We start from the raw sequence: 25263 nt of genomic DNA, 5'->3' as shown, positions 1-25263 counted from the left end.
ATCGCGGCTCCTGTCGTTGAAGCGCGCCCGCCCCGGCCCGCTCGAAGGGCGCGCCGGGACCCGCGCTGTGGGAGGGCCCGGCACTCGCGCCGGAAAATACGCCGAAGCCGGCGCAAAGGACAATCGTCCGTCCTCCCCTCGCGGGAGAGGGAGAAAAGCCCTCAGGCCTTCTCCACCAGTCCGGCGCCTTCGCCCCGCCAGTGGCCCACCTGGGTCACGATCACGCGGGATACGCCGTCCGCCGCCTTTTCAAGCGGGTCGCCGGCGAGTGGCGGGAACAGGGTGCCCTTGGACACCGCCAGCGCAGCAAGGGCGAGGGCGGCGATGAACTGGGCCTCGAAGCCGTGCCCGATGCGATTGGCGACGGCCCGCACGGGCAGGCCGCTCGCTGTCAGCGCCTCGGCCTCGGCCTCGGTCGCCTCACGAGCGCCAGTGACGCCGGAGATGACGGCGGTGCCCGGTGCGGTGCCGGCCTTTTCGAGGAGCGACTTCACCTTGGCGGTGACGGCCCCGGCGACGGCGCGCTTGGCCCGCTCCGACCAGACGCCGGACAGCTTGGCGATGGGCTTGGCGCCGCGGGCCTTGGCATGCTCCGGCGATTCCAGCACCAGGAAGGCGCCCATGGAACCGGAGGCGATGCCGGGGGCGGTGAAGGCCGGGCTGAATTCGCCCTTCATGCAGAAGGCGTCGAGATCGTTGAGGAGCAGCGTGTCCTCGCGCTCGGCATTGTAGGCGCCGCCCACGAGCCCGATCTCGCTCTGGCCCGCCGCGATGCGGGCATAGGCGATGCGCGCGGCGTCCACGCCCGAGCTTTCTTCGCCCATGAAGGTGCGCGAAGAGCCGGTGACGCCGTGGACGATGGAGATGTTGCCGGCGAGCAGGTTCGAGAGCTGGGCCAGCGAGAGGGTCGGCCGCAGGTCCGACAGCAGGCGCTCATTCAGGAGGCGGCCGGCGTCGTTGGAGGCGGAAAGATCGTTCAGGATCGCCGCATCCACCTGGAAATCGCGTTCGCCGCCGCCGGCCGCGACCACCATGTCGGTGTTCGACAGGATTTCGGCGTTCTTGGCGATGCCCGCGCTGTCGAGCGCAAGGCCGGCCGCATAGGTGCCGATGCGCTGCCAGGGCTCCATCTGCCGCTGGTCGCCCTTCTTGGGGATCTGGTTGTCGAAGCTCACCTTCACCAGCGGATGGACCACATAGGGCGCGAAGGTGGTGTTGTCCGTCACCGGGGCCGAGCCGGCGGCGAAGGCCTGCCAATGGGCATCGAGCCCCTCCCCGAGGGAAGAGACGAGGCCGATGCCCGTGATCCAGACGTCGCGCTGGATCCGGCCCCGGCCTTCAGTCACGTCAGGCATCGGCAAATTCCGAAAGGGGGAAGGAGACGTACTCGGCAACCTTCATCACCACCGCTTTCATCTTGCCCTCGGGCCAGGGCAGCACGCGGAAGGTAAGCTCGGCGCTGCAGATGGGCTTGCCCTCGAGGGTGGCGTTCGTCTTGGCGACGACGAAACCGGAGCCCTCGTGCAGGATCTGCGAGTAGAGGTCGAGGTTCTGCCCCGGCAGCACGAAGGTGCGCAGCTTCGCTTCCTTCACGGTGGCGAGGAAGGGCATCTTTTCGAAGCGGTTGCGCGCAAGCACCAGCCAACCGGTGGTCTGCGCCATGGCTTCTATGAGCAGCACGCCGGGCATGATGGGGTAGCCGGGGAAGTGCCCCTCGAAGATGGAGCTTTCCTCGGGCACCATGCCCTGGCAGTGGATCTTCTCCAGCGACGGGTCGATGGCGACGACCCGGTCGATCATCTTGAAGACTTCAGGACGCATCTATCGGCCTCAGGCGGCCTTCGCAGCGACCAACTCGTCGATGCGGGCGCAGAGGTTCTTGAGCACGAAATACTGCTCGGTCGTGGCCTTGCCGTCGTTCACTTCCTGCGTCCACTGCTCCAGCGGCAGCTTGATGCCGAAGGCCTTGTCGATGGCGAACGCGATGTCGAGGAAGTCGAGGCTGTCGATGCCCAGATCGTCGATGGCGTGGCTGTCCGGCGTGATGGTGTCGCGCGGAATGTCGCAGGTTTCCGCGATGATGTTGGCCACCGTGTCGAACGTCGAAGACATGGACTGACGCCTCTCGTATGCTCGGCCCTTGCGGTCGCGGCCCGCCCGCGTGGCGCGCAGGCTTTGGTGCAAGGCACCGACCGGGGCCGAGGGATGGCCGCATGGCCCCTTCGGAATGAGTTGTCGGCCCCTATAGCGAAGGCTGCAAGAGGTTTCAATGGCCGACGCCGAACGGTCCGCGCGAGAGGCTTCTCCCGCGGCGGCGCCGTGCGTTGATGCTGCTTCGCACGCCAGCCGCCCGGAGGCAAGGGGGCATGCCTCCCGCCGCGCTCAAGCAGACAAAGGAGAGCAGGTCCTGGACAGGCGTTTGGCACGCCGGCGGCGGGCGTTCGCCGGGACCGAGGCGGCGGCATCAGCGGCCATCGGACGCGTCATTCCGGAAGGCAATGACGCGTCGATTCGGCCGGGGTCGGCGCGGGCGTCCCTCAGATCGCGCCGGAGAAGGTATTGCACTGCTGCATGGAGCCGGTCTTCAGGCCGCGCGTGAACCAGTTCACCCGTTGCTGCGACGTGCCGTGGGTAAAGCTGTCCGGCACCGCAAAGCCCTGGGACCGCTTCTGCAGCGTGTCGTCGCCGATGGCGCTCGCCGCGTTGAGCGCCTGCTCCACGTCGCCGGGCTCCAGAATGCGGAAGCGGTCGTTGGCGTGGTAGGCCCATACGCCGGCGAGGCAATCGGCCATCAGCTCCACGCGAACCGAGAGGTTGTTGGCCTCGGCGCGGGACGAGGCGCGGGCCTGGGCCTGCTGCACCTTGGGCAGGATGCCGATGAGGTTTTCCACATGGTGGCCGACCTCGTGGGCGATCACATAGGCCTGCGCGAAGTCGCCTCCCGCCTTGAAGCGGTTCTTCATCTCCTGGAAGAAGGTGAGGTCGAGATACACCTTCTGGTCCAGCGGACAATAGAACGGCCCCATGGCCGACTGGGCACCGCCGCAGGCCGAGCGCGTGGAGCCGGAGAACAGCACCAGTTTCGGATCCTGGTAGGTCTTGCCGTCGGCGCGGAACAGCTCGGTCCACACGTCCTCGGTCTGGGCGAGGACCGCCGCGGCGAAGCGCCCAAGCTGGTCGGTGGGCGGGGCAGTCGGCCGGCCGCGCTGCGGGGCCGGGGCGGCCTGCTGGGTGGAGCCGCCGCCGTTGATGGCCTCCAGCCCGCCGATCAGCAGCGCCGGATTGATTCCAAGCGCCCAGCCGATGAGGCCGACGATGATGATGGTACCGATGCCGAGGCCGCCACGGCCGCCGGGCATCTGGAACCCGCCGCCGCCGCCGCCATCGCCGCGCCGGTCCTCAACATTATCGCTGGAGCGGAAATCCTCCCACCGCATGCTCTTCTCCCGCGGACGCCAACGCCGGCAGCTTGAACCCTGAGCTTGAACATGGGCTGACACGGCAAAAGGAGCAATCCCCGGCCCCCGCCCCGGTTCCATGCTATCAACGACGGCGTGGCCGAATCGCTCGGCCCGCCTGTCGCCGGGGCCTCATCGGGCGAACGCCGGGCCGATGCCGCCACGCCGAGAGCCGAACCCCAGCCGCACCTCGATCGAGCCGCAGCCCGCTGCGCGCCCGCGCGGCCGCCCGCCGAAGGTCAAGGTGCCTGTCGTGGATGCCTGGATCGGTCTCGATTTCACGCGGGAGCGCGGCCTCTACGCCCAGGGGCATGCGCCCATCGCCGGTGCGGACGAGGTGGGGCGCGGGCCATTGGCGGGGCCGGTGGTTGCGGCCGCGGTCGTGCTCGATCCGGAACGGGTGCCGCAGGGCCTTGACGATTCCAAGCGGCTGACGCGGGCGAAGCGCGAGGCGCTCTATCTCGAGATCTGCGCCACGGCGGAAGTGGCGGTGGCCATGGCGCCGCCCGAGCGCATCGACCGCGACAACATCCGGCAGGCGACCCTTTGGGCGCTGGCGCAGGCGGTGCGCGGGTTGCCGCGCCGCCCGGCCTTCCTGCTGGTGGATGGCAACGACCCGCCCAAGGTGCCCTGCGCGGTCGAGGCGATCATCGGCGGCGACCGGCTGATCGCCTCCATCGCCGCGGCCTCCATCGTCGCCAAGGTGGTGCGTGACCGGCTGATGGCCTCCCTCGGCGCGGCCTTTCCCGCCTATGGCTTCGAGCGGCACATGGGCTACGCGACGGCGGAGCACAGCACCGCGCTCGTCACCCACGGCCCCTGCCTGCACCACCGCCGCTCCTTCGCGCCGGTGCGCGAGCAGCAGCTTGGCCTGTTCGGCGGCGGGCCGGTCCCGGACGCTGCGGAATAGCTCTAACGAGAGATTGGAAGCGGTCGAGAAGCTGGCGCAAGCCGGCACCGCGCCACGCGTTTCAGCGGCGCGCTTGAATTGGCCTAATCCAAATCTGGCGCAAGATTGATGCGTGCCGATTGATCCGCCGCCGCCGGCTCCTGCACATCCGTGCGGGAAGCGCGGTCGTGGCCGGCCATGGACAGTGCCGGTGCCGCCCTTCCCCGTTCCGCCGGCGTCATGCGCGGCGGTCTCTCTTGGTGGAGAAGGCGATGGTCAGTGAAAAGCTGGAAGCGAAGCTGAACGAGCTGTTGAACGGCGAGATGGAGGCCCATCACGTCTATACCCAGGCCGCCGCCTGGGCGTCCGCCCACAAGTTCGAGGGCGTGACCAAGTTCCTTCTCGGCCATGCCAAGGAGGAGATGGGGCACATGCTGAAGTTCTTCGAGTTCCTCGATGACCTCGGCGCGCAAATCGCGCTGCATGGCCACCAGCGGCCGGTGATCTCCGCGGGCAACGTCCGCGAGCTGTTCCTGCGCATTCAGGAAGAGGAGCGCAAGGTGACGGCCCACATCGTCGAGGCCATCACCCTCGCCCGCGCCGAGAACAGCTTCGAGACCGATTCCTTCCTCGAGTGGTTCTCCCGCGAGCAGCACGAGGAAGAAAAGCTCTGCCGGAAGATCCTCGACCGGATCGACCTCATCGGCGAGGGACCCCACACCGCCTATTTCATCGACAAGGAGCTGGGCAGCCTCGCCGCGTGAGGCGAGGCCAAGGGCATAAGACGGGGGCCGGGGCCGGGGTCGTCCGGCCGCGGCCCCGGCTTCAGTGGTAGCCTTCGCCTTCCCGCACCTTCCCGCGGAAAATCCAGTAGACGAAGACGATGTAGCCCAACACCACCGGCAGCAGAAAGATGACGCCGAACAGCATCAGGATCTGGCTCGGCGGAGCGGCCGCCGTCTGCCACACGGTGAGGCTCGGCGGGACCAAATAGGGGAAGGTCGAGATCGCGAGGCCGAGGAAGCCGAGCACGAACAGCCCGATGGTGCCGAAGAAGGGCAGCATCTCCCGTCCCGTCTTCAGCCAGTGCCAGACCAGATAGGTGAGCCCGGCGGTGATGATGGGCACCGGCGCCAGGAAGAAGATGTTGGGCCGGGAGAACCAGCGCGTGGCGATGCGATCGAACGCCAGCGGAGTCCACAGGCTCACCAGCCCCATCAGCACGACGACGGCGAGGAGCAGCGGGATGGCATGGCTCCGCGCCCGGTCGGCGACGGCGCCCTCGGTCTTCACCAGCAGCCAGGTCGAGCCGAGCAGGGCATAGCCCACGACCACGCCGACGCCGCACAGCAGGGCGAAGGGGGTGGCCCAGTCGAGCGGGCCGCCGGCGAAGGCGCCGTCCTTCACGGTGATGCCCTGCACCAGCCCGCCGAGGATGATGCCCTGGAAGAAGGCCGCCACCAGCGAACCGGCCGCGAACGCGAAGTTCCACAGCCGCCGGCTGGAGGCCGCGACCCATCGGAATTCGAAGGCGACGCCGCGAAATACCAGGGCCAGCAGCATGATGATGACCGGCAGATAGAGCGCCGGCATCACCACGGCATAGGCCTTGGGGAAGGCCACCCACAGGCCACCGCCGCCGAGGATGAGCCAGGTCTCGTTGCCGTCCCAGAAGGGGGCGACGGTGTTCATCATCACATCGCGTTCCTTCTCCTCCTTGGCGAAGGGGAAAAGGATGCCGATGCCGAGGTCGAAGCCGTCGAGCACCACATACATGATGACCGCGACGCCGATGATGAGACCCCAGATGACGGGGAGATACCATTCCATGGTCATGTCCTCCTGCGCGTCGGCGGGTCAGGTTCCGGGGGTCATCTGGCCTTCGCCATGGGCGGCGGCGATGGGGCGGGTGGGGCGTTCGCGAGCCGGCGGCTGGATCAGGGTCTGGTCGGGACCGCGGACGATGAGCCGGTTCAAGAAGTGGATGCCGGTGGCGAAGATCACGGCGTAGACGACCACAAACAGCGTCAGCGACAGCCCCACGGTCCAGCCGGCGAGGGGCGACATGGCATCCTCGGTTCGCAGCAGCCCCTCCACCACCCAGGGCTGGCGTCCCTGCTCGGTGACGATCCAGCCGGAGAGGATGGCGATGAAGCCCAGCGGCCATGCCCAGGAGGTGACGATCAGGTACCAGCGGGTCGTGGTCTCACGGCCCTTGAAGATCAGCCAGGCGCCGATCCAGCCCAGAAGGATCATGACGACGCCCACGCCCACCATGGCGCGGAAGCCGAAGAAAGGTCCGAACACCGGCGGCCGATCCTGCGGCGGGAAGTCCTTGAGGCCCGGGAAGAGGCCGTCGAGGCTGTGGGTGATCATCAGCGAGGCGCCGTGCGGGATCGAGATCTCGAACAGGTTCTTCTCGGCCTTCTCGTCCGGCCATGCGAACAGCACCAGGGGCGCGGGCTTGGAGCTGTCCCAGTGCGCCTCCACCGCCGCGATCTTGGCCGGCTGGTAGTGCGCGGTATTGAGGCCGTGGCTGTCGCCGACGAAGGCCTGGATGGGGCCGACGATAGCGAGCATGCCGATGCCCATCACCATCATCACCTTCGATTCTTCCTTGAACTTGCCGGCGAGCAGATAGCGCGCGCCCACCGAGAGCACCACTAGCGAGGTGGTGAGGTAGGCGGCGAGCAGCATGTGCGGCAGGCGCCAATGGAAGCTCGGGTTGAAGATGATCTCAAGCCAGTCGAGCGGGTATGCCGCGCCACTGCGGATATCGAAGCCGGCCGGCGTCTGCATCCAGCTGTTGGCGGCGAGGATCCAGAAGGCCGACATGAAGGTGCCGAACGCCACCACGCAGCAGGACAGAACGTGCAGCCACGGCGGAACCCGGTTCCAGCCGAATAGCATGATGCCGAGGAAGGTCGCCTCCAGGAAGAAGGCGGTGAGCACCTCGAAGCCGATGAGCGGCGCGACCACCGAGCCGACGAATTCGGCATAGCGGCTCCAGTTGGTGCCGAACTGATAGGACAGCACGATGCCGGACACCACGCCCATGGCGAAGGAGACGGCGAAGATCTTGGTCCAGAACCGCGCGAGGCGATGGAACACGTCCTTCCCGGTCCACAGCCAGATCAGCTCCAGCGTCGCGATGAAGGCGGACAGGCCGATGGTGAAGGCGGGAAATATGATGTGGAAGGAGACCGTGAAGGCAAACTGCATGCGCGCGAGGGTGACGGGATCGAAATCCATGGCGTCCGCTCCTGGGGCAATCCCGGCAGGGCTGCGCGCCATCCCGCCGCGGATGGGTGCATGCAACCTGCTGGATGCCATCGGACCATAGACGGGGTAACCGGCGGCGTCGATACTCCGGTGCGTGAATCGCTCCTCCGGCCGATGCCCGGATGCCGCACATTCCGCATGCCGTTACGTACGGCGCCGCAGGACGCAGAGGAGTGCGGCAACGAGCGCCATGATGGCGACAAGGACAATGCCCCATTCCACGGCATTCACCAGCGCCGGCCCCGACACATCCCTCATCCGGTCCGTCATTCCCCCGGCCTGCTTCAGGCCCAGCGACAGGGTGGACGTCGCCCCCGCGACGCCGAGGCTGGTGCCCAGCACGCGCATGAGGTTCAGCAGGGAGCCGGCCTGCGTCGCGAGGTCCGGGGGCGCGGCCTTGAGGGTGGCGTGGTTGTTGGGGGCGATGAACAGGCCGAGGCCGGCGCCGAACAGCATGAAGGCGCCGAAGCTCACCAGTGGGCTGGCGGCCGAATCGCCGACGCCCAGGCCCAGCACCAGCAGACCCAGCAGGCACACGCCCATGCCGCTGGCGCCGAGCACGCGGATGCCGAGGCGATCGGCGAGGCCGCCGCTGAACGGCGCGACCAGCCCGAGAATCACCGGAATGATGGCAAGGCGCAGGCCGGCCTCCCACGCGCGTTCCCCGTAGCCGTGCTCCAGCAGGAACGACATGAGAAAGAACATGGCGTAGAGCATGGCATAGCCGAGCACCACGGCGCCCGCGCCCAGCGCGAAGCCGGGATTGGCGAACAGCTTCAGGTCCACCAGCGGAACCGCCGCGCGCCGCTCCTGCCGCACCAGCAGCCAGATGAGCCCGGCGGAGAGGACCACGCTGCCGATCGTCTCGGGGGAGGTCAGCCCCCAGCCGGCGGCGTGGTTCAGCGCGCGGACCAGGATGACCAGAGCCGGCGCGAGCAGCAGGGCGCCCAGCCAGTCGAAACGCGCTTCGGGGCGCGCGCCGCGCGTGCGGGGCAGGGCGATCCAGCCGGCGATGGCGGCGAGGAGGCCGAACGGCACGGTCAGCCAGAAGATCCACGGCCAGCCCAGCGCACCGAGCACGATGCCGCCCACCGCCGGCCCCGCGCTCATGCCGATGGCCTGCGCCGCTGCGAACACGCCCAGCGCCCGCCCGCGCTTGTCCTCCGGCACGGCGGCGACGAGGATGGCGATGCTGTTGGCGCCGAGCAGCGCCCCGCCGATCCCCTGCACCACCCGCGCCGCCACCAGCGACGGCAGGTCCGGCGCCAGCGCGCACAATGCGCTCGCCGCGACGAAGACGAGATAGCCGAGGAGATAGAGCGTCTTGCGGCCATACATCTGGCACAGCCGCCCGAAGATCGGCAGGAAGGACGCGAAGGCGACGAGATAGCCGAGCGACACCCAGCTCACGGCATGGAGCCCGGCGTCGAACGTGGTCGCCAGCGTGGGCAGGGCGAGCTGGACGATGGTGGCGTCGAGCTGGCCGACAAAGGCACCGATGGAGACGAGGCCGACGACGATCCAGGAATGCCACGGCAGGGCTTCAAGCGCAGCGAGGGGCGCCGGTTCGTGCGTGAGGCGGGCGAGGCGCGCCCTCAGTGGACGGTGCACGGACCCATCCGGTGCGGCGCTGTCTGGAAGTCCCTGCTCCATCGATCCATCGTCGCTATGTCCGGCTGTGTTCTAGTCGAAGGCGGCAGGTCTTGTCATGCGGGTCCGGCCGGCGGCGCAAGGCTGGAGATCGGCCGGGCGATCTTCTATCACCTCTCCTCTCGGCCGCGACGGCGGCACGGCGGAACCGGGGACGGACTATGGCGCGAAGGCTCGATCTGACAGGACGGGTGGCGGTGGTGACGGGCGGGGCGAGCGGCATCGGCCTTGCCGCCGCAACCGCCGTGGCAGAGGCCGGCGCCCGCGTCATCCTCGCCGACCGGGACGGGGCGGCCGCCGGGCGCGCCGCCGCCGGCATCCCCGGCGCCGAGGCGCTCGCGTTCGACGTGACCGACGAGGCGGCGGTCTCCGCCGCGTTCGGGCAGGTGGTGGCCGGCCATGGCGGCCTCGACATCCTCGTCAACAATGCCGGCCTCTCCATCCGCAAGGGGCTGACGGAACTCCAGCTCGCCGACTGGGAGAAGGTATTCGCCGTAAACGTCACCGGCGGCTTCCTCTGCGCGCGGGCGGCGGTGCCGTCCATGACGGCGCGGGGCGGCGGCGCCATCGTGAACGTCTCGTCCATCATGGGGCTGAGCGGCGGCGGGCCGTATCCCAACCCCGCCTATCAGGCGAGCAAGGGGGCGGTGGTGAATTTCACCCGCGCGCTGGCCATCGAGCTGGCCCCGGTGAAGATCCGCGTCAATGCGGTTGCGCCCACCTGGGTGCGCACGCCCTTCATCGATCCGCTGATGCGCGACCCGGACAAGCTCGCCGCCATCGAGAAGCTGATGCCGCTCGGCCGCATCGCCGAGCCGGAGGAGGTGGCGGACGCCATCCTGTTCCTCGCGAGCCCCATGGCGGCCATGGTGACAGGCCACGTGCTGGCGGTGGACGGCGGCTTCCTGGCCCAGTGAGACGCCCGGCGCCATGAGGACCGGCGCCGTCTCTACGCTCCGGCGGGCTGAGCCAGCGGCCCCGTCCCCTCCACCGTGCCGTCCGCGCGGACGAACAGCGCCGCGAGGCCGAGGTGGCGGGCGAGGGCTGGCCCCTCGCTTGCCCCGCGCACCAGCAAAGCGGTCGCCCAGGCGTCCGCGGCCATGCAGGTCTCGCCGAGCACGGTGACGGCTGAGAGGTCATTCTCCAGCGGCGCGCCCCGCGCCGGGTCCATGGTGTGGGAGAGCACGCGGCCTCCCACCTCCACCCGATGGCGATAAGTGCCCGAGGTGGCGACGGCGGCGCCGGAGAGTTCCAGCACGCCGAGGATATCCCGCTCCCCCACGGAGGGCCGCTCATGCGCCACGGTCCACGGCCGGCCGTCCGGCTTCAGGCCTTCGCCGCGCATCTCGCCGTCGATGCCCACCAGCCAGGAGGAGAGGCCGGACGCGCGCATCTCGCGGGCCAGCTCATCCACGCCGAAGCCCTTGGCGATGCCGGCCAGATCGAGCCGGAGCGGCGCCAGACGGCGGGCGCGGCAGCCGGCCGGATCGAGCTGCAAGGTCTTGGGCGGCTCGAAGGAGGGGCGGCCGGCAAGCCCCGCGATTCGTCCGCCATCCGGTCCCGGCGCTCCGCCGAAGCCCCATGCCCTCACCAGATCGCCCACCCCGATGTCGAACGCCCCGCCGGATAGCCTGCCAATCTCCAGCGCGGTGGAGAGGACGTGCATCAGTTCGCGGGGGATGGGCATCCACGCCCCGATGGGCGCGGCGTTCAGCCGTTCCAGATCGGAATCGGCCCGGAAGGTGGACATCTGCTGTTCCACCCGCTCCACCGCGCCCTGGAGGCGGCGGGTGAGGGCCGCTTCGTCCACATCGTCGGCGGCGAAGAAGGTGGCGGACCAGCGCGCGCCCATGGCCGGGCCGCTCAGGGCGCGGCGGCGGAGCGCCGTCGCATCCCGACCCGCATCAATAGACATCTTCGACATAGCGTCCGCTCGATTTGAGGGTGGGAAGGTCGAGGCCCAGCGGGCGCACCACCGGCTCCAGCGCGCGGGTCACGGCCTCGGCCATGTCCCGGCCGCCGCAAACGAGGATTTGCGCGCCCTGCTTCACCAGTTCCCGCAGGCGCGGGGCATCGGCGGCAATGCGGTCCTGCACATAGGCGCTCCCGTCCGCATCCCGCGAGAAGGCGGTGCGCAGGGTCGTCAGCCGCCGCTCGGCTAGGTGCTGGGCGAGTTCATGCTCATAGAGGAAGTCGGAGGCCGCGCTCCGGCCGCCCCAGTAGAGATGCACCGGGCGGCCCGCCGCATTGGCCCGCACGAAGCCGGCCAGCGGCCCGATGCCGGCCCCCGCGCCGATGAGGATGAGCGGGCCGCGTCCCTTGGCCGGACGGAAGGTCGGATTTTCCCGGATGAAGGCATCGATGCCCTCGCCGGGCCGGAGCCCGTGCAGGAAGGGGGAGCACAGGCCGCCCTCGCGCAGCCGCACGCAGATTTCCAGCACGCCGTCGCGGGTGGAGGAGGCCAGCGAATAGAAGCGCGGCATGGCATCGCCGGGGGGCACGATGCCCACGAGGTCGCCGGCCTCGAAGGCAGGCAGGGGGCGTGGCGCGCCGGTGCGCGGGTCAACGGGCGCCGTGAAGCGCAGGATCGCCACGGGTGCGCCCACCGCCTCGCCGTAAAGCTCGCGCCCCGCGAGCACCAGCCGGGTGGTCTTCGGCGGCTCCGCCACGTGGGTGAGCACGAGATCGTGCCCCAGCACATCCCCCAGATCGTGGCCCCATTGGGCGAATTCCTGAGGCGAGCGGCGATCCACCCGTTTCATGGGCAGGAGCTGCTGGCAGCCGCGCGCATCCAGCGCATCGGCGACGTCGCGCGCGAACCGGCAGAAATGGGGGAAGCTGCGATCGCCGAAGCCCAGCACCGCCACAGCCGGTTGACCCGGCAGCTTTGCGAGGCGGGACAGGAAGTGTCTGGCCGATTGCGGCGCCGCGCCCTCGCCATAAGTGGCGGCGAGCACCAGCAGCCGCGGGGCGGCCATATGCGCCGCGCTCACGTCATTCATGGCCGCGGTGTGGACCTTGTGGCCGGCGGCGGCGAGGGCCGCGTGCAGGGTGCCCGCGAAACCCCAGGTGGAATTGCCCTCGCTGCCCACGAGGATCACCGTATCCGCCGCCCGCGCCGGGACATTGGCGCCGATGCGCGGCCGCGCCGCCCGCCGCCGCAGCCAGAGGACGAGGCCCGTTCCGCCGAGCACGGGAACCATGGCCGAGGCGAGGCCCAGGAACAGGCCGAGCATCCAGGCGCCGCGCCCGGTGTGCAGCGTGCGCACGAGGTCGTTCATCCGCTCCAGCGCCGTCGCCGGCGTCATGGCGAGGGTGGCGCCGGTGGCGGCATCCACCAGCCGCTCGCCATCGGCGGTGACAAGGGTGAAGACGTCTGCCGGGTCGGCGGGATCAGGGAAGGTGAGTTCGCGCAGATCCCGGAGCTTCACGCTGTTCAGGCTGCTGAGAGTCCCGACTGGGGCCGGCGCGCCGCCGCTGGCGGCGATGGCGGGGGTCGTCGCCGCCGTTTCCGGCAGAAGCCCGAAAGTGCCCGCCGACATCCACAGGCCGGTCAGCGACGACAGGATCAGGCCCACGGCCGCGAGCCGGCCGAGTTCGCCATGCCAGCGCTGCGCCGGGGTGCCGCGGATGGGCCGCAGCAGCGCCCCCATGCCGCCGAGCCGGCGGGCCAGCAGCAGGAGGCCGGAGACGGAGAGCCCCAGCATCGCCAGCGCGCCGATGGCCGCCGCCACGCGCCCCGCATCGCCCATGAGGAAGGCGCGGTGCAGGTTGGTGACGAAGCGGGTGGTGTCCGACACCGCGTAAGGCCCAAGCCCCGCGCCGGTGGCGGGATCGATGCGCTCCACGCCACGCGTGCCATCATCGTCGAAGGCCGCCGTGAGGCTGCCGTCCGCCCGTAGCCGGATGGCGCTGACGCCGGGATGGCGCGCGGCGACCGCACCCGCGACGTCCGCGACGCTGGCGGATGCCGGTATGGCCGGGGCGGCAACGTGGTTCAGCGCCGGTTGCACGGAGAGGACCGTGCCGGAGAGGGCGGTGACGGCAAGGGCCAGCGCCAGCGCGATGCCGGGCAGGCCATGGAGGCGGCGAAGCATTTTGGGGGGTGTCCGAAGGGGGATCAGAAGGTGACGGTGAAGGACTTCACATAGCCCTTGCCGGCGACGGGCTTGCCCGATGCAGCCGAGGCGAGGGGGGCGACCACCTCGGAGGGATTGTCCATCCCGTCCTCCACCGCCGTGTCCACATGGACCTGATAGCCGGCATCGATCATGGCATCGGCGAGATCGAGGGTGATCTTCAGCGTCTTGCCGGAGCCGATGCTGGCGCCGGTGATGCCGTCGATCTCGGTGGGGCGCCCGCCGGAGGCGCGCTGCCAGTCGGAGAGGTGGCGGTAGTATTTCGCCTTGCCCCCGGCCATCCAGAGCGTGCCCTTGTAGGCGCCGGCCGCATCGGTGACGTAGAGCACCACATAGGCGCCGTTGCCGCCGTAGGGCTTCAGAGTGGTCTCGAACGTGACCTGCCGCGCCTCGGCCAGCACCGGCGACAGCAGGGTGGCGGTGGCCGCCACGGCGGGAAGAACGAATTTCATCTGATTATTCCTTTGAAGGTGTGCGGGGTCGGCCGAGGGTCACTGCACCTCGACCTTGGGCCGGGCCTTGCCCTGGAACAGGCCGTTGTCCGGCACCGGCGCGGCGGGATCGGCCGGGCCGTTCTGCGGAACGGCACCGGGCCGGGCGCCCGGGCGGCCGTCATCGTCGTCGTCGTCGTCATCATCGTCGTGATGGCGGCCGTGATGGCGCTCCTTGCCCTCGCGCCGGTGGTCGTTGTCGGCGAGACGGAGGGGGCGGGCGTCGGAGCGGGCAGCTTCGTCGCGGCTGTGGAAGGGGAGATCGAGATGGTCGATCTGGGTCGCCGCCAGCGCCACGCCGAGACCGGCGGTGGAGAGGAGGAGGGCGGTCCCGATCAGGGTGCGCGTCTTCATGGAAGGGCTCCGGCGTTTGATGACGCTGACACCCTCTCGAACCAACCTGACAGCCGCCTGAACCCCCTGCTGAATCGCGTTCAGCTTGCTGTCAGGATCGCGCTTCGGGAAAGCGCACGACGGCGCTGAAGCCCTCCGTCGCCCCCGGAATGGGCGAGGCGATTTCCAGCGCCAGCCCCGCCCCGCGGCAGATGGCGGCGGCAATGGCGAGGCCAAGGCCCGAGCCCTCCGCCCCCGTCGGTCCCCGCTCGAACGGCCGCAGCAACTGGGCCATCCGTTCCGCCGGAACGACGGCGCCACGGTTGGTGATTTCCAGCCGGTCGGCGGTGAGGCGGACTTGGACCGGCGTGTCCGGCGCGCCGTGTTTCAAAGCATTTTCAATGAGATTGCGTGCCAGAACCGCGAAGGCGTCGGGGTCGAGATCGCTGACGGGGCCGCCCTCCGCCGTGATGCTGAGGTCGATGTCTCCCGCGCGGTCGGTTCGGCGGTCGAGATCGGCGATCACATGGCGCAGCACCGGCGCGAGCGGCGCCGGCGCCTCCGCGAGCAGGCCGGCGCCTTCCGCCTTGGCGAGCTGGAGCAGCTTCTCCGACAGGCGCGAGAGGCGGCGCAGCGCGCCTGAGATAGCGCGTGCGCGCTCCTGCGCCGGTCCTTCCGGCAGCTCGGCCACGAGCCGCTGGGTCTGCGCCAGGGCGGCGGCGATGGGGGTGCGCAACTCATGGGCGCTGTTGGCGGCAAAGCCCCGCTCCGCCTCCAGCGCCCCGCGCAGGCGCTCCATGAGCGCATTCACAGCACCCGCGACGGGTGCCATCTCCTCCGGCAAACCCTGCTCCGGCACCGGCGCCAGGTTGCCCCGCCCCCGCGCGGCGATGGCATGGCGGAAGGCGAGCACCGGCTTCAAGGTGAGGCGAAGCGTGATCCAGACGCCGGCAAGCGCGATGGGAACGAGGGCGACCAGCGGCCAGATCAGCGCCATGACCGCGCGCCCGACCGCGGCGGCGCGATGGTCCAGTTCCTCCGCCGTGGTGACGATGACGGTGCCACGCACCGCCGCTTCCGTGTAGGTGCGCAGCCGGGGCGTGGTGTGAAAACCGGGGGCGAGCCCGGCGGGAATGGCCATCTGCTCCGCGTCGCTGGACTGGAGCAGCACACGGCCTTGGGCGTCGCGCACCACATAGGTGATGAATTCGCGGTGTGGACCCACGGGCGGCATGTGGTGCGTGCCGGCCCCATCCTCGCGCGCGAGCAGCTCGGAATAGGCGAGGGGCAGCACGCGCTGGGCCACCTCCTGCAATGCGCTGTCGAAGACCTCGTCGATCTCGTGCCGCAGCACCAGCCCGGCGACCGTTGCCGCGGCGAGCCACAGCGCGGCGACCGACAACGCGAGCCACAGGCCGAGGCGCCGGCGCAGGCTCCAGCGTCCGCTCATGCGCCGCCTCCCGGCGTGCCGAGGCGATAGCCCATGCCGCGCACGGTCTCGATCACGTCGGCACCGAGCTTCTTGCGCAGACGGGCCACATAGACCTCGATGGTGTTGCTCTCCACTTCCGCATCGAAGGAATAGAGCCGTTCCTCCAGCTGCGGCTTCGACATGAGCTGGTGCGGCCGCTGCACGAAGGCCTCGAACAGCGCCCATTCCCGCGCTGTCAGGGCCACGGCCTGCCCGGCGCGGCGCACCGAGCGGGCGGCAAGATCCACCTCGATGTCTCCGAGCGTGACCAGCGGGTTGGGATTACCCGCGTAGCGCCGCCCCACGGCGCGGATGCGCGCCGACAGCTCGAATAGGTCGAACGGCTTCACCAGATAGTCGTCGGCGCCGGCGTCGAGGGCCGCGATGCGGTCGGAGATCTGGTCGCGGGCGGTCAGCACCATCACCGGCGTCGCGTCGCCCGTGCTGCGCAGCTTCCTCAGAAAGTCGGAGCCGCGCCCGTCGGGCAGCATGAGGTCGAGAAGGATCAGATCGAAGGCCGCGGCATGGACGGCGTGTTCGGCGTCGGCAAGGCGCGTCACCCAGTCGGCGCCGTGCCCGTCCGCGACGATCTGGTCGCGCACGGCCATGCCCAGGACGGGATCGTCTTCGATCAGCAGGATACGCATCTGTCACCTCGGCGGGGCGCATGGCAATCTAGCGCGGCCGGACGTGGAACGGGCGAGAGAATCTGCCCCTGCGTTCAGGTGAGTGTCAGCTTGGCGTGCTTTTCATCAGGCTTGGTCGGAAGGAGTTCGTGCGGTGAAACGCTCGGGGTTGGCAGTGCGGAATATCTTGGCGGGCCTGGTCGTTGCCGGCCTCGCCGCCACGCCGGCGTCCGCAGAGCACGATTGCAATGTGCCTCTGGCCGACTGGCAGCCGCGTGAGGCTTTGCAGAAGAAGCTGGAGGCCGAAGGCTGGACGGTGCTCTCCATCCGCTCGGACGACGGCTGCTACAAGGTGCGCGCTACCAACCCGCAAGGGGCGCGGATGAAGGCGAAGTTCGACCCCGCGCGCTTGGAACGGGTCCCCGACCGGGACGACGATTGATCGGCCTCGCCCTGGCCGGGGCGCCATGAAGGGGACGCTTAGGCCGAGCCGCCGACACGTCTTTCAAGAGCAGAATGCGGGGCCCCTCTCCACCCCGGCCCGGTTCGTTCAGCGCTCCCGCGCGAGGCGGTGATCTAGACATCCCGTCGCGTACCCGCGTCCCGTGCGGCTTTCAACCCACAGCGGGGCTGCCGCCGGGCCAGGGGGAGAAGGCGGTGGGAACGAGAATGCGGTTCTCCATGGTCATGATCATGGGCCGTATCTTCACGAGGCACGCCTGCCAGCCGGGCTGCGCCGCCAGCTTCTCGCGCCGCTTCCGACGCTCATCGAGGTCCGCATAGGCCCAGAAGTGGACGAGCTGGTTCTGGGTGCCGATCTCGGTGGTGAAATAGCCGAGGAAGCCGCCGAGGATTTCCCGCTGCAGCGGCAGGCCCTCGCTGGTGTAGATCGCCATGTAGTCGGCAATGTTCACCTCGGTGTGGAGCACATACATCCGCTCTTCGACGATCATGGGCGATGGCTTTCCTGCTCTGCGGCGTCGGGCGCCTCATCGACGATTGTGTTGGCGAGGATGCCGATGCCCTCGATCTCGATCTCGATGAGGTCGCCGGCCTGCATGAAGCGCGGCGGCGTGCGGGCGAAACCGACGCCTGCGGGCGTGCCGGTGGCGATCACGTCGCCGGGCTCCAGCGTCATGACGGCGGAGAGGGTCTCGATGAGGTTCGCCACGGGGAAGATCATCTCGCGGGTGGAGCCGTCCTGCAGCGTCTCGCCGTTGAGCCGCGCGGCGATGCGCAGGTTGTCGACGCCGGAGGGCAGCGCCCGCGGCGTCACCAGCTCGGGGCCGATGGAGCCGGAGCGGTCGAAATTCTTGCCCATGGTCCACTGGGTGGACTTGCGCTGGAAATCGCGGATGGAGCCGTCGTTGAAGCAGGAATAGCCCGCCACATGCTGAAGGGCATCGGCGGCGCGGACATGATGCGCGGTCCGCCCGATCACCACGGCCAGCTCGGCTTCATAGTCGAAGCGTTCGGACAGGGCCGGGCGCACCAGCGGCTGCCCGTGGCCGACCAGCGAAGTGGCGGTGCGCAGGAAGACCGCCGGATAGGTGGGGATGGGGTGTCCGCCCTCGCGCGCATGGTCCGCATAATTGAGGCCGATGCAGATGATCTTGCCCGTGAGCGGCACCGGCGGCAGCAGGCTCACCTGCGCCAGCGCAATGGCATTGGCCTCGGGCAGGGGCGCTGCGCCCTGCAGGGCGGCGAGAAGGGCGGTGAAGGATCCTCCCGCCAGCCCCGCGAAGGGGACGACGTCGTCCTGCCGGCGCGTGCCGAACTGGATGCGGCCCTGATGTTCGAAACGGACGATGCGCATGATGGCCTTTCGCACAGCCGCGGGGCCGGACAAGCCCGGCCGCCCCGGCGTGCCAATGGGATTACTTGAGTTCGTGGCCGGCGAGATCGCCGTCGAGGAACTTGTTGGGGCGCAGGAACATGGAGATGACGAGCGCGCCGTTGGGCGAGCGGGCCACATGCTGGTTGCCCGCCGGGCGCCAGACATAATTGCCGGAGAGCGCCTCGCCTTCCGCATCCACGATGCTGCCCTCGAGCACGTAGGTCTGCTCGATCTCCACATGCTCGTGGCGGGGCAGCTCGGTGCCGGGCTGCCAGCGGAAGAGGGCGGTCATGAGCCCGGTCTCCTCGTCGAGGAGGAGGATCTTCATGTCGATACCCTTGGTGGGGGTGGGCTTCCACGGCAGGCTCGCCACGTCCACGTAGCGGGACTCCTTCGGACCGAGCCTGTCCTCGCCGGCGAGGCCGGGGGTGATTGCGACCATGTTCAGCTCCTGAAAATCGATGCGGGACTCGGGTTGAGCGGAGCATTCGGCCGGGAGCCCGCAGCCTCCCGGCTTCGCTGAAGGGAACAGCCCGGCGAGCTCAGTTCTGCTTCACGAGGGCGCAGCCGCCGGCCTCAAGCGGCTTGAAGGCCTGATCGGCAGGCGTCTCGCCGATCTTGGTGTAGAGATCCCACGGCCCCTTGGACTCGGCCGGGCTCTTCACCTTGAACAGGTACATGGGATGGATCTTGCGGCCGTCGGCCCGCACGTAGCCCTTGCCGAAGGCGAGGTCATCGGTGGGCAATTCCTTCATCTTGGCGACGATGGCGCGGCCGTCCGCATCGCTGTTGAGGGCCTGGACCGCCTTGAGATAGTGGAGCACGCCGGAATAGACGCCCGCCTGGAAGGAGGTGGGCATGGCGCCGTTCATCTTCTCCGAGAACTTCTTGGCGAAGGCACGCGTCTGGTCATTGAGGTCCCAGTAGAACGGCTCGCTGAGGTAGAGACCCTGGCCGCTGGTGAGGCCGAGGGACTTGATGTCCGTGAGGTACACGGCGAGCGCCGCCAGCTTCTGCTTGCCCTGGGTGATGCCGAATTCGGCCGACTGCTTCATGGAATTGGTGAAGTCGGCGCCGGAATTGGCGAAGCCGATGACCTTGGCGCCGGAGGCCTGGGCCTGCAGCAGGAAGGAGGAGAGGTCCGACGAGCCGAGCGGATGGCGGACGGAGCCGACCACGGTGCCGCCGGCATTCTTCACGATCTGGCCTGCCTCGCGCTCCATGTCGTGGCCGAAAGCATAGTCCACCGTCACGAAGTACCAGCTGTTGCCGCCGGATTTCAGCACTTCCGTCGCTGTGCTCTTTGCGAGGGAGTAATTGTCGAGCGTCCAGTGGACATGGTTGGGCGTGCAGGAATCGCCGGTCAGGCGATTGCTGTTGGAGGTGGCGATGACGGCCACCTTGTTCTTTTCCTTCACCAGCTGGACCAGCGCCAGCGAGATGGAGGAATTGGGGATGTCGGCGATCATGTCGACGCCGTCCACGTCGAGCCACTTGCGCGCGATGTTGAGGCCGATGTCCGGCTTGTTCTGGTGGTCGCCGACGATGATCTCGATGGGCGTGTTGCCGATCTTGCCGCCGATCTCCTCCACCGCGATCTTCGCGGCCGCGACCGAGCCGGGGCCGGCCATGTCGGCATAGATGCCGTTCTGGTCGTTGAGCACGCCGATGCGGACGACGCCATCGGTGAACTGGGCCCGTGCGGCGGATGTCGCCGCGAGGGAAAGGCCGCCCACCGCCAGGGCAAGGGCGGTGCGGGTCAACATGCGCTTCATCTGTGTTTCCTCCCCATGATCGGACGCCGGGGCGCCCAATGCGCCTGCCTTTGCAGGTCGTTTTCTACTTAAAGAGCGAATAACTAAAAATCTCATTTTATGAGACTAGTGTCAATCTGTTTGCGGCGCGGGCACATTGGCGGGGGCGAGACCATCTGCGCCCCGCGCCTTTAGCCCATGTAGGCGCCGCCGTTCACATCCAGGATGGCACCGCAGACGAAGCTGGCGCCGGGGGAGCAGAGGAAGGCGATGGGCCAGGCGATCTCTTCCGGTCGGCCGAAGCGCGGGACCGGCATCGCCTCCAGCGCCTTCGGATCGGCGGTCGCCACCATGCGCGTGAGGGTGGAGCCGGGCGCCACCGCATTCACCAGCACTTCCGGCGCGGCGCGACGTGCGAGCCAGCGCACGAAGGTGTGGATCGCGCCCTTGGAGGCGGCGTAGCTCACCGGCGAATGGGCATAGGTGCCGCCGGTGTGGGCTGCGACCGAACCGAGCAGCACGATGCGGCCGTTGCCCCGCGCCTTCATGGCGGGAACGAGGGCGCGGGCGAAGTGCGCAGGCCCCGCAACGTTCACCGCCATCACCTCGTGGAAAAGGTCGTCCCAGTCGTCGGCCAGCCACTGCTCCTGCGGGAAGATGCCGGCATTCAGCACGGCGGCGTCCAGCGGCCCGGTCTCCCGGCACAGGGCCTCGACCGCCGCGCGATCGCGCACGTCGCAGGCGGCGTAAGCGTGGGTCTGGCCGTGATCGCGGACGAGTTCATCCACAAGGCCGGGCGCATCGCCCGCATCGGTCAGCACCATCTCGGCACCGAGGCGCGCGCACAGATGGGCCGTCGCCCGCCCGATGCCGCCGGCCGCGCCCGTGAGCAGGATGCGCATGCCGGAAAGATCGTAAGGCGCGCGGGATGTCATCGGCCGCCCTCCAGAGGATGGGCAAACGTGACATGGGCCCGGCTGGGGGCCTTTTCTGGATGGGGCATGGCGTTTCCGTGTTGTAGATTATTCTCGTAATATGAGACTATTTCTGTATCTTGATGTGTGTCAATCGCTCCCAGCCTGCAACGGTCAGGTTTCCGGAGGGCTCCGACGGGTGGCATTCTCGCGCGGGTGGCGCCTAAACGACGGTGGGCTGCGCGGATTTGAAACTGCTCGCAAATTTCAATCCGCGAGCGGGCGGCCCTATAATGCCGCGACAGGTGGTGCGCCTCGGGTGCGTTACGCCGCGAGCCGAAGGGACGCTGCATGAGCAGTCTCGACAAGATGCTGAAGGTGCTGGACCTTTTCGGTGAGGACCGCATGAGCATCCAGCTCGATGACGTGCAGGCGGCCGGCGCCTCCCGCGCCACCGCTTATCGCTACATCCAGTCCCTGTGCGATTCGGGCCTGCTCGCCCCCACCACGGGCGGCAGCTATGTGCTCGGCCCGCGCATCATCGAGCTCGATCGCCTCGTGCGCCGCGCCGACCCGCTGCTGACCCGCGCCGGCGGGCCGATGCGGGACGTGAGCGCGCGGCTCGGCATCAACGTGATGCTGTGCAGCTATTACGGCGACAAGGTCATGTGCGCCGACATCGTGTGGCCCGAGCGTTCGGTGCCGGAATATTACGAGCGCGGCCGCCCCATGCCCATGTTCCGCGGTGCCATGGCCAAGACCATCCTTGCCCACCTCACTCCCTACCAGCTGCGCAACATCATGCTCTGGCACGGGGAACTTGTGCGCGAGGCGGGCCTCGGCGAGAACTGGGAGCAGTTCCGCTCCAACATGTCGCGCCTGCGCCGCGACGGCTACTGCATCACGCGCGGCGAGGTGATCCCCGATCTCGTGGGCATCGGTGCCCCGGTGTTCGATGCGGAGCGGCGCGTCCTCGGTAGCGTGGTGTTCGCGCTGCCGGAGGCGCGCTTCCAGAGCGCGGGCAAGGAAGAACTGGTGGCCGAGATCAAGACTCTCGCTGCCCGCATCACCAGCGCCATCGCCGGGGAGGCCGGGGTGCGGCCGGCCCAGCGGGCGGCACGCCCGCGCAAGATCCGCAGCCCCGTTCCCGAGGACGCCTCATCCGTGGAGTGAGCCACCACGCTCGGGGTCAGGAGATGGAGAGGCCGCTGTCCACGGGCAGCACGTGCCCGGTGGTCCGGCCCGAGGCATCGGACGCAAGGAACAGCGCCGCCTGCGCCACATGCTCCGGCTCCACCATGCCCAAGAGGTGGGCGGCGGTGAGCCTCTGGGTCGTCTCCAACTGCTCCAGTTGCGCCACCACCCGCGGCGTACGGGTGACACCCGGCGCCACCGCATTCACGCGGATATTGTGGGGCGCATATTCCACGGCCATGGAGCGGGTGAGTGCAGCCACCGCGCCCTTGGCGGCGGTGTAGGCATCCTTGCCCGGCCAGCCCATCAGGGCCACCACCGACGCCGCATTCACCACGGCACCGCCACCGCCCTTGATGAGCTCGGGAATGCCGAAACGGCTGACCAGCCAGGTGCCGTGCAGGTCGAGCGTCATGGCCCGCCAGAATTCGTCGTCCGGCGCGCGGGTGAGGTCGCTGTCGCGGGTCGTGGAGCCGCCGGCATTGTTGTAGATCACGTCGAGCCGGCCATAGTGCGCGACCGCCGTTGCAACTGCCGCTTCCACGCTTGCCGCGTCGGTCACGTCGGTGCGCACGAACAGGGCGTCGCCGCCGGCCGCATGGATGCGCGCCGCCGTCTCTTCTCCCGCTTCTGCATTGATCTCGGCGACGACGATGCGCGCGCCGTTCCGCGCGAACAGCTCCGCCGCGCACCGGCCGATTCCGATGCCCGCCCCCGTGATGAGGGCGACCTTCCCGTCGAGCATTCCGTTCCTCCCCGTCCCGGATTCTGCGCTGCGCGCGTCCGGTGATCGCTTGAATAACTATTAATCTCGTATTATGCGATTTTTAGTTTATTCTAGAATTCGTGGCAAGGGGTATTCGGGGGCAGATGCGCGACCGGAGGCCCGCCGGCCGCGAACGATAAAGCCGGGAGAAAAGCATGAAGGAGCTGGAGGGGCGTGTCGCCATCGTCACCGGGGGCGCGCGGGGGCAGGGCGCGGCCGAGTCCCGGCGTCTAGGGCGCGAAGGCGCGGCGGTGCTGGTCTGCGACGTGCTGGTGCCCGAGGGTGAGGCGTTCGTGGCGGAGCTTTCGGCCGAGGGCATCGACGCCCGCTTCCGCCCGCTCGACGTGACAGATCCCGAGGCCTGGGCTCAGGCGGTGGAAGAGGTGCGCGGCTGGAAGGGGCGGCTCGACATCCTCATCAACAATGCCGGCATCATCAACCGCAGCACCGTCTCCGCCACCGAGCCGGATGCCTGGGAGCGGGTGCTCAAGGTCAACCTCACCGGCGCCTTCCTCGGCATCCGCGCGGCGGTGCCGCTGATGGAGGAGACCGGCGGCGGCGCCATCGTCAACATCTCGTCGAACAGCGCCTTTTCCGGGCATTACGACCCGGCCTACACCGCGAGCAAATGGGGCCTGAGGGGGCTCACCCGCAGCGCCGCCATGGAATATGCCGCGCGCGGCATCCGCGTGAATGCGGTGTGCCCCGGCCTCGTGGTGACGGCCCTCAACGCCGCGAGCCCGCACCTTCAGCCGATGATCGGCATGACCCCCATGGGCCGCAGCGGCACGCCGGAGGAGATCGCCGAGCTGGTGCTGTTCCTCGCCTCGGATCGCTCCGCGTTCATCACGGGCGAGGACTTCGTGATCGACGGCGGCTTCACGGCCGGCGCGAGCTATCGGCGCGTGGCCGTGGAAACCGGCATCTATTGAGGGGGCGGGGCATCGCGCAGGCAGCTGCGCGATGCCCTCGTCACGGAGCGGGTCTTCCGGGCGTCAGCGCAGGTCGATGAGGATCTTCAGCTCCTGCCCGGCGGGGGCGAGGAGGGCTTCGAAGCCGTTTGCCACCACCTCGTCGAGGCGGATGCGGCGGGTAACGACCTTTTCCGCCGGCAGCAGACCCTTGCCGATCAGCGCCGCCACCTTCGGCCACATGAGGGTCGTGTAGCACCACGAGCCGCGTACATCGATGTCCTTGAAGGTGACGGTGAAGCCGTCCACCGCCGGCTTGCCCACATGCAGCCCCACCTGCACCACCACGCCCTGCCGGCGCACCGCGTCGATGCAGGTGGCGAGCGCCGCCTCGGCGCCCACGCATTCGAGCGCCACGTCCACGCCCACATGGCCCTCGGTCTGGTCGCGGATGGCATCGGCCACCGCGTCCCGCTTCGGGTTGAGGGTGATGACATCAGGCAGGATGGCCCGCGCCATGGCGAGGCGGTTGTCGTTGGTGTCGGAGAGGAAGATCTGCGTCGCCCCCGCCGCCCGCGCCGCCAGCACCTGCAACTGCCCGATGGGTCCGGCACCGGTGACCAGCACGCTCGATCCCGGCTTCACCCCGCCACGCTCGGCGGCATAGACGGTGACCGCCGTGGGCTCCACCAGCGCCGCCTGCTCGTCGCTGACGAAATCCGGCATGGCGAAGACGTTGTAGTCGTTCACCAACGCGTATTCCGCCATGCCGCCCCATTGCCAGCCGAGGCCGATGATGGCGAGGCTCTCAGAGAGCTGGTAGAGGCCGCGCGTGCCGAAATAGTCGTCGCGCGGCGACACCATGGGCTGCACCGAAACCCGGTCGCCCACCTTCACGTTCGTCACCTCCCTGCCGATGGCGACGACGGTGCCGCCAAATTCATGGCCCAGCACCTGCGGCAGCTTCGCGCCGGTGTAGGGATGCGGGTCGGTCGGGATGAAGATGGGGCCGGCGGCGTATTCGTGCAGGTCGGTGCCGCAGATGCCGCAGAAGCTGTTGCGGATGACGACCTGGCGGGGGCCGGGGGCGGGCGGTTCGCTGATGTCCTCGACGCGCACGTCGCGCTTGGCGTGGAAGCGGGCGGCCTTCATGGGCGTTTCTCCCTTGTGTCTGTTCTTGATGGTTGGTCAGGCCGGCTCGGTGGCGAGGGCGTCGAACGCCTCCAGCGCCTTGCCCGCGTAGACGGCGGACGGCCCGCCGCCCATCTCGATGCACACGCCGAGGATCTCGGCCACTTCCGCGCGGGTGGCGCCGTGGCTCCGCGCATTGGCGGCGTGGAACACGATGCAGTCCGCGCAGCCCTGGTGGACGGCGATGGCCAGCGCCACCAGCTCCTTCATCTTGGCCGGCACGGCGCCGGACTTCGACGCCTCGCCCATGAGACCGCGGAACGCTGTCATCACCTGCGGTGCCGCCTTGGCAAGGGCGCCGAAACGCTGGTTCATCTCTCTCAATTGCTGGGGCACGGAAGATGTCATGGCATTTCC

At 68.9% G+C, this 25263-nt stretch carries 27 protein-coding genes; 6 read left to right on the top strand and 21 right to left on the bottom strand.

Annotated elements, in window-relative coordinates:
* Positions 1–161: 161 nt before the first annotated feature.
* From V5F74_RS04480 to ypfJ, 4 genes are all read right to left on the bottom strand, one after another.
* A complete protein-coding gene (locus tag V5F74_RS04480) occupies positions 162–1355 on the bottom strand; it encodes a beta-ketoacyl-ACP synthase (protein WP_394006487.1) in 1194 nt (397 codons plus the stop codon).
* Positions 1348–1821: a 3-hydroxyacyl-ACP dehydratase FabZ family protein gene (locus V5F74_RS04475; protein ID WP_024279919.1), complete on the bottom strand. Its 474-nt coding sequence runs from the start codon at positions 1819–1821 to the stop codon at positions 1348–1350. Before V5F74_RS04475 ends, V5F74_RS04480 begins: the two co-directional genes overlap by 8 nt.
* A gap of 9 nt (positions 1822–1830) precedes the next feature.
* Positions 1831–2112 carry an acyl carrier protein gene (locus tag V5F74_RS04470; RefSeq protein WP_012113283.1) on the bottom strand — a complete coding sequence of 94 codons (282 nt, stop codon included), beginning with the start codon at positions 2110–2112 and terminating at the stop codon, positions 1831–1833.
* A gap of 425 nt (positions 2113–2537) precedes the next feature.
* Entirely contained in the window at positions 2538–3437 is a 900-nt protein-coding gene (ypfJ, locus tag V5F74_RS04465) for a KPN_02809 family neutral zinc metallopeptidase (protein WP_250167849.1), read from the bottom strand.
* Positions 3438–3612: 175 nt separating this feature from the next.
* On the opposite strand from ypfJ, the gene V5F74_RS04460 reads away from it, so the two are divergent.
* Both V5F74_RS04460 and V5F74_RS04455 read left to right on the top strand, forming a co-directional pair.
* A complete protein-coding gene (locus V5F74_RS04460) occupies positions 3613–4368 on the top strand; it encodes a ribonuclease HII (RefSeq protein WP_394006485.1) in 756 nt (251 codons plus the stop codon).
* A 251-nt stretch (positions 4369–4619) separates the two neighbouring features.
* The gene (locus V5F74_RS04455) at positions 4620–5111 is read left to right on the top strand and encodes a ferritin (RefSeq protein ID WP_029557685.1); all 492 of its coding nucleotides are present in this window, start codon (positions 4620–4622) and stop codon (positions 5109–5111) included.
* Between the two features lie 61 nt (positions 5112–5172).
* Here the strand turns inward: V5F74_RS04455 and cydB are convergent, their stop codons facing one another.
* From cydB to V5F74_RS04440, 3 genes are all read right to left on the bottom strand, one after another.
* On the bottom strand, positions 5173–6177 hold the full coding sequence (gene cydB, locus V5F74_RS04450) for a cytochrome d ubiquinol oxidase subunit II (RefSeq protein ID WP_029557686.1): 1005 nt from the start codon (positions 6175–6177) through the stop codon (positions 5173–5175).
* Between the two features lie 27 nt (positions 6178–6204).
* Positions 6205–7599 carry a cytochrome ubiquinol oxidase subunit I gene (locus V5F74_RS04445; protein WP_394006483.1) on the bottom strand — a complete coding sequence of 465 codons (1395 nt, stop codon included), beginning with the start codon at positions 7597–7599 and terminating at the stop codon, positions 6205–6207.
* A 174-nt stretch (positions 7600–7773) separates the two neighbouring features.
* Positions 7774–9240 carry an MFS transporter gene (locus V5F74_RS04440; RefSeq protein ID WP_394006481.1) on the bottom strand — a complete coding sequence of 489 codons (1467 nt, stop codon included), beginning with the start codon at positions 9238–9240 and terminating at the stop codon, positions 7774–7776.
* Between the two features lie 200 nt (positions 9241–9440).
* Between V5F74_RS04440 and V5F74_RS04435 the strand changes: the two genes are divergently transcribed.
* Entirely contained in the window at positions 9441–10196 is a 756-nt protein-coding gene (locus tag V5F74_RS04435) for an SDR family NAD(P)-dependent oxidoreductase (RefSeq protein WP_394006479.1), read from the top strand.
* A 32-nt stretch (positions 10197–10228) separates the two neighbouring features.
* Here V5F74_RS04435 and V5F74_RS04430 read toward each other — a convergent pair whose 3' ends face one another.
* The 6 genes from V5F74_RS04430 to V5F74_RS04405 all read right to left on the bottom strand — a co-directional run bounded on the left by V5F74_RS04430 (position 10229) and on the right by V5F74_RS04405 (position 16360).
* The gene (locus V5F74_RS04430) at positions 10229–11203 is read right to left on the bottom strand and encodes an FAD:protein FMN transferase (RefSeq protein ID WP_394006477.1); all 975 of its coding nucleotides are present in this window, start codon (positions 11201–11203) and stop codon (positions 10229–10231) included.
* Positions 11184–13376, bottom strand: a complete 2193-nt coding sequence (locus tag V5F74_RS04425; RefSeq protein ID WP_394006475.1) for a PepSY domain-containing protein — start codon at positions 13374–13376, stop codon at positions 11184–11186. The genes V5F74_RS04430 and V5F74_RS04425 overlap by 20 nt, the downstream gene beginning before the upstream one ends.
* Positions 13377–13399: 23 nt before the next feature.
* Positions 13400–13870: a DUF2271 domain-containing protein gene (locus V5F74_RS04420; protein WP_237356177.1), complete on the bottom strand. Its 471-nt coding sequence runs from the start codon at positions 13868–13870 to the stop codon at positions 13400–13402.
* A 39-nt stretch (positions 13871–13909) separates the two neighbouring features.
* Positions 13910–14263: a hypothetical protein gene (locus V5F74_RS04415; RefSeq protein ID WP_394006473.1), complete on the bottom strand. Its 354-nt coding sequence runs from the start codon at positions 14261–14263 to the stop codon at positions 13910–13912.
* Positions 14264–14354: 91 nt separating this feature from the next.
* Entirely contained in the window at positions 14355–15692 is a 1338-nt protein-coding gene (locus V5F74_RS04410) for an ATP-binding protein (protein WP_394006471.1), read from the bottom strand.
* Positions 15689–16360: a response regulator transcription factor gene (locus tag V5F74_RS04405; protein WP_029557695.1), complete on the bottom strand. Its 672-nt coding sequence runs from the start codon at positions 16358–16360 to the stop codon at positions 15689–15691. The genes V5F74_RS04410 and V5F74_RS04405 overlap by 4 nt, the downstream gene beginning before the upstream one ends.
* Before the next feature lie 166 nt (positions 16361–16526).
* On the opposite strand from V5F74_RS04405, the gene V5F74_RS04400 reads away from it, so the two are divergent.
* On the top strand, positions 16527–16781 hold the full coding sequence (locus tag V5F74_RS04400; RefSeq protein WP_245279361.1) for a PepSY domain-containing protein: 255 nt from the start codon (positions 16527–16529) through the stop codon (positions 16779–16781).
* A 172-nt stretch (positions 16782–16953) separates the two neighbouring features.
* Here V5F74_RS04400 and V5F74_RS04395 read toward each other — a convergent pair whose 3' ends face one another.
* The 5 genes from V5F74_RS04395 to V5F74_RS04375 form a co-directional block, all read right to left on the bottom strand.
* Positions 16954–17292 carry an NIPSNAP family protein gene (locus tag V5F74_RS04395; protein ID WP_029557697.1) on the bottom strand — a complete coding sequence of 113 codons (339 nt, stop codon included), beginning with the start codon at positions 17290–17292 and terminating at the stop codon, positions 16954–16956.
* Positions 17289–18155 carry a fumarylacetoacetate hydrolase family protein gene (locus tag V5F74_RS04390; RefSeq protein WP_051679120.1) on the bottom strand — a complete coding sequence of 289 codons (867 nt, stop codon included), beginning with the start codon at positions 18153–18155 and terminating at the stop codon, positions 17289–17291. The genes V5F74_RS04395 and V5F74_RS04390 overlap by 4 nt, the downstream gene beginning before the upstream one ends.
* A 61-nt stretch (positions 18156–18216) precedes the next feature.
* Entirely contained in the window at positions 18217–18618 is a 402-nt protein-coding gene (locus tag V5F74_RS04385) for a cupin domain-containing protein (protein ID WP_024279902.1), read from the bottom strand.
* Between the two features lie 100 nt (positions 18619–18718).
* Positions 18719–19951 carry an ABC transporter substrate-binding protein gene (locus V5F74_RS04380; protein WP_029557699.1) on the bottom strand — a complete coding sequence of 411 codons (1233 nt, stop codon included), beginning with the start codon at positions 19949–19951 and terminating at the stop codon, positions 18719–18721.
* Between the two features lie 170 nt (positions 19952–20121).
* Positions 20122–20865, bottom strand: a complete 744-nt coding sequence (locus V5F74_RS04375; RefSeq protein WP_394006467.1) for an SDR family NAD(P)-dependent oxidoreductase — start codon at positions 20863–20865, stop codon at positions 20122–20124.
* Between the two features lie 330 nt (positions 20866–21195).
* On the opposite strand from V5F74_RS04375, the gene V5F74_RS04370 reads away from it, so the two are divergent.
* Entirely contained in the window at positions 21196–22017 is an 822-nt protein-coding gene (locus V5F74_RS04370) for an IclR family transcriptional regulator (RefSeq protein ID WP_394006465.1), read from the top strand.
* Positions 22018–22033: 16 nt separating this feature from the next.
* Here the strand turns inward: V5F74_RS04370 and V5F74_RS04365 are convergent, their stop codons facing one another.
* A complete protein-coding gene (locus tag V5F74_RS04365; RefSeq protein WP_394006463.1) occupies positions 22034–22783 on the bottom strand; it encodes an SDR family NAD(P)-dependent oxidoreductase in 750 nt (249 codons plus the stop codon).
* 176 nt (positions 22784–22959) lie between these two features.
* On the opposite strand from V5F74_RS04365, the gene V5F74_RS04360 reads away from it, so the two are divergent.
* Complete coding sequence (locus V5F74_RS04360) at positions 22960–23736, top strand: SDR family NAD(P)-dependent oxidoreductase (RefSeq protein ID WP_394006461.1); 777 nt, start codon at positions 22960–22962, stop codon at positions 23734–23736.
* Positions 23737–23799: 63 nt separating this feature from the next.
* Here the strand turns inward: V5F74_RS04360 and V5F74_RS04355 are convergent, their stop codons facing one another.
* Together V5F74_RS04355 and V5F74_RS04350 are read right to left on the bottom strand one after the other, a co-directional pair.
* Positions 23800–24867, bottom strand: coding sequence for a 2,3-butanediol dehydrogenase (locus V5F74_RS04355; RefSeq protein WP_394006459.1), 1068 nt, complete (start codon positions 24865–24867; stop codon positions 23800–23802).
* 36 nt (positions 24868–24903) lie between these two features.
* On the bottom strand, positions 24904–25254 hold the full coding sequence (locus tag V5F74_RS04350) for a carboxymuconolactone decarboxylase family protein (RefSeq protein ID WP_024279895.1): 351 nt from the start codon (positions 25252–25254) through the stop codon (positions 24904–24906).
* Positions 25255–25263: the final 9 nt, after the last annotated feature.

The sequence above is a fragment of the Xanthobacter aminoxidans genome (assembly GCF_043193615.1).
Taxonomy (GTDB): domain Bacteria; phylum Pseudomonadota; class Alphaproteobacteria; order Rhizobiales; family Xanthobacteraceae; genus Xanthobacter; species Xanthobacter aminoxidans.
The sequence above is the reverse complement of the archived record's forward strand: the minus strand, read 5'-3'. Positions and strand labels throughout refer to the sequence as shown.

Bases quoted from the DNA above. Each gene is read 5' to 3' on its own strand.
- V5F74_RS04480 (WP_394006487.1), bottom strand. From the start codon at position 1,355: ATGCCTGACGTGACTGAAGGCCGGGGCCGGATCCAGCGCGACGTCTGG.
- ypfJ (WP_250167849.1), bottom strand. From the start codon at position 3,437: ATGCGGTGGGAGGATTTCCGCTCCAGCGATAATGTTGAGGACCGGCGC.
- V5F74_RS04385 (WP_024279902.1), bottom strand. From the start codon at position 18,618: ATGGTCGCAATCACCCCCGGCCTCGCCGGCGAGGACAGGCTCGGTCCG.
- V5F74_RS04430 (WP_394006477.1), bottom strand. From the start codon at position 11,203: ATGTCGAAGATGTCTATTGATGCGGGTCGGGATGCGACGGCGCTCCGC.
- V5F74_RS04405 (WP_029557695.1), bottom strand. From the start codon at position 16,360: ATGCGTATCCTGCTGATCGAAGACGATCCCGTCCTGGGCATGGCCGTG.
- V5F74_RS04445 (WP_394006483.1), bottom strand. From the start codon at position 7,599: ATGGATTTCGATCCCGTCACCCTCGCGCGCATGCAGTTTGCCTTCACG.
- V5F74_RS04365 (WP_394006463.1), bottom strand. From the start codon at position 22,783: ATGCTCGACGGGAAGGTCGCCCTCATCACGGGGGCGGGCATCGGAATC.
- V5F74_RS04355 (WP_394006459.1), bottom strand. From the start codon at position 24,867: ATGAAGGCCGCCCGCTTCCACGCCAAGCGCGACGTGCGCGTCGAGGAC.
- V5F74_RS04475 (WP_024279919.1), bottom strand. From the start codon at position 1,821: ATGCGTCCTGAAGTCTTCAAGATGATCGACCGGGTCGTCGCCATCGAC.
- V5F74_RS04460 (WP_394006485.1), top strand. From the start codon at position 3,613: ATGCCGCCACGCCGAGAGCCGAACCCCAGCCGCACCTCGATCGAGCCG.
- V5F74_RS04455 (WP_029557685.1), top strand. From the start codon at position 4,620: ATGGTCAGTGAAAAGCTGGAAGCGAAGCTGAACGAGCTGTTGAACGGC.
- V5F74_RS04375 (WP_394006467.1), bottom strand. From the start codon at position 20,865: ATGACATCCCGCGCGCCTTACGATCTTTCCGGCATGCGCATCCTGCTC.
- V5F74_RS04470 (WP_012113283.1), bottom strand. From the start codon at position 2,112: ATGTCTTCGACGTTCGACACGGTGGCCAACATCATCGCGGAAACCTGC.
- cydB (WP_029557686.1), bottom strand. From the start codon at position 6,177: ATGGAATGGTATCTCCCCGTCATCTGGGGTCTCATCATCGGCGTCGCG.
- V5F74_RS04415 (WP_394006473.1), bottom strand. From the start codon at position 14,263: ATGAAGACGCGCACCCTGATCGGGACCGCCCTCCTCCTCTCCACCGCC.
- V5F74_RS04380 (WP_029557699.1), bottom strand. From the start codon at position 19,951: ATGAAGCGCATGTTGACCCGCACCGCCCTTGCCCTGGCGGTGGGCGGC.
- V5F74_RS04425 (WP_394006475.1), bottom strand. From the start codon at position 13,376: ATGCTTCGCCGCCTCCATGGCCTGCCCGGCATCGCGCTGGCGCTGGCC.
- V5F74_RS04420 (WP_237356177.1), bottom strand. From the start codon at position 13,870: ATGAAATTCGTTCTTCCCGCCGTGGCGGCCACCGCCACCCTGCTGTCG.
- V5F74_RS04360 (WP_394006461.1), top strand. From the start codon at position 22,960: ATGAAGGAGCTGGAGGGGCGTGTCGCCATCGTCACCGGGGGCGCGCGG.
- V5F74_RS04435 (WP_394006479.1), top strand. From the start codon at position 9,441: ATGGCGCGAAGGCTCGATCTGACAGGACGGGTGGCGGTGGTGACGGGC.
- V5F74_RS04410 (WP_394006471.1), bottom strand. From the start codon at position 15,692: ATGAGCGGACGCTGGAGCCTGCGCCGGCGCCTCGGCCTGTGGCTCGCG.
- V5F74_RS04370 (WP_394006465.1), top strand. From the start codon at position 21,196: ATGAGCAGTCTCGACAAGATGCTGAAGGTGCTGGACCTTTTCGGTGAG.
- V5F74_RS04350 (WP_024279895.1), bottom strand. From the start codon at position 25,254: ATGACATCTTCCGTGCCCCAGCAATTGAGAGAGATGAACCAGCGTTTC.
- V5F74_RS04395 (WP_029557697.1), bottom strand. From the start codon at position 17,292: ATGATCGTCGAAGAGCGGATGTATGTGCTCCACACCGAGGTGAACATT.
- V5F74_RS04390 (WP_051679120.1), bottom strand. From the start codon at position 18,155: ATGCGCATCGTCCGTTTCGAACATCAGGGCCGCATCCAGTTCGGCACG.